This window comes from Rubrimonas cliftonensis (assembly GCF_900107585.1).
GTDB lineage: Bacteria > Pseudomonadota > Alphaproteobacteria > Rhodobacterales > Rhodobacteraceae > Rubrimonas > Rubrimonas cliftonensis.
Genome location: NZ_FNQM01000084.1, coordinates 1 through 1743, shown reverse-complemented (window position 1 = coordinate 1743; position 1743 = coordinate 1). Strand labels below are relative to the sequence as shown.

2 protein-coding genes and 1 pseudogene are annotated in these 1743 nt (G+C 72.1%); all 3 read left to right on the top strand.

The features are described from left to right. The coding region (locus BLW43_RS22655; RefSeq protein WP_093257204.1) for a GTP-binding protein at positions 1-927 on the top strand (927 nt) is incomplete at its 5' end. 10 nt (positions 928-937) lie between these two features. Further along, entirely contained in the window at positions 938-1585 is a 648-nt protein-coding gene (locus BLW43_RS22650; RefSeq protein ID WP_093257202.1) for a DUF1826 domain-containing protein, read from the top strand. A 24-nt stretch (positions 1586-1609) separates the two neighbouring features. After that, positions 1610-1743: pseudogene (locus BLW43_RS23290) on the top strand (S-(hydroxymethyl)glutathione dehydrogenase); the annotation flags it as partial.

The window sequence follows — 1743 nt, the reverse complement described above, 5'->3', positions numbered from 1 at the left end:
CTGCTGATCGAGAGCACCGGGATCAGCGAACCCCTGCCGGTGGCCGCCACTTTCGAGTTCCGCGACGAGAACGGCGTCAGCCTCGGCGACGTCGCGCGGCTTGATGCGATGGTCACGGTGGTGGACGCCGCCAGCCTGCTGAAGGACTACGTCAGCCGCGACTTCCTGCGCGACCGCGGCGAGAGCCTCGGCGGCGACGACGCCCGCACGCTGGTCGACCTGCTGGTGGACCAGATCGAGTTCGCTGATGTCGTGGTGCTGAACAAGGTGACGGCCGCGACCGCGGCGCAGGTGGACGCGGCGCGCAAGATCATCCGCGCCCTGAACCCCGACGCCAGGCTGGTCGAGACGGACTGGGGGCGCGTGTCGGGGCGGCACATCTTCGATACCGGCCTCTTCGACTTCGAGAAGGCGCACGAGCATCCGCTCTGGGCGAAGGAGCTTTACGGCTTCGCGGACCACGCGCCCGAGACCGAGGAATACGGGATCACCTCCTTCGTCTATCGCGCGCGCCGGCCGTTCCACCCCGAGCGCCTCCGCGCCTTCCTGCAGAAGACGCTGCCCGGCGTGATCCGCGCCAAGGGCCATTTCTGGCTCGCGACCCGCCCCGACTGGGTCGGCGAGTTCAGCCTTGCCGGCGCCATGGCGCAGACCCGCCCGCTCGGGCGCTGGTGGGCGGCGACGCCGCCGGAGCGCTGGCCCGGCGACGCCGAGTATCAGGCGCGCATGCACCGCAACTGGGACCCGGTCTTCGCCGACCGGCGGCAGGAGCTGGTGTTCATCGGGAACGCCGACGCCATGTCGGTCTCCGCCATCACCGCGATGCTCGACGCCTGCCTGATCGAGGCGGGAGCCTTCACCCCTGCGCTCTGGGCGCATCTGGCCGATCCGTTCCCCACCTGGGGCGCGGACGCGGCGGCGGCGTGAGGGGGCCGCGATGAACGCGCCCCTGACCCAGGCGGGCCGCATCCCGCTCGCCTTCGGCGTGGCCGAGGGCCGCGACCCCGCGATCCTCGCCGCAATCCGCGAGCCCGGCGTCGCCGCGGCGATCTGGCGCCGGCCCCGCGACCCGGGCTTCGCCGCCTGGATCGACGCCTTGCCGCCCGAGCGCCTGCCGCGGCTGAGCACGCTGACCACGCCCGAGCTTGTCGAGCGCGTCGTCCACGCCGCCTGCGACAGCGCCGGCACGCCCGCGGGTCTCCACCGGGACCGGTTGGCGAGCGACGCAGCGGCGCTGGCGCTGATCCTGTCGCGCGTCGCCGCCCAGCCGCTGATCGAGCTCAGGCTGGAGCCGGTCTCCACCGACAAGTGCTCCAGGTTCCACGTCGACAGCGTGCGTTGCAGGCTGCTGACCACTTACCGCGGCGCAGGCACGCAGTATGGCGCCGCGACGCCAGGCGGCGGCAACCAGCCCGCCGAGATCCGGGGCCTCGCCGCCGCCGACGCGATGCTGCTGCGCGGCGCGCTCTGGCCGGGCGCGGAGTTCACCGGTGTCCTGCACCGATCGCCCCCCATCAGTGGTGCGGGCGAGACCCGGCTGCTGCTCGTCATCGACCCTGTGGACGACGTCCACGGCCATTGCTGACCCACCTCACGAGGGATGCCGAACATGAAGACCCGCGCCGCCGTCGCCTGGGAACCCAACCGTCCGCTGGAGATCGAGGAGATCGACCTCGAAGGCCCGAAGGACGGCGAGGTGCTGGTGCGCATCGTCACCACCAGCCTCTGCCACACCGACGTCTT

What these genes read in the sequence shown, in the direction of transcription:
- BLW43_RS22650 (WP_093257202.1), top strand. Translation starts at nt 938, where the DNA reads ATGAACGCGCCCCTGACCCAGGCGGGCCGCATCCCGCTCGCCTTCGGC.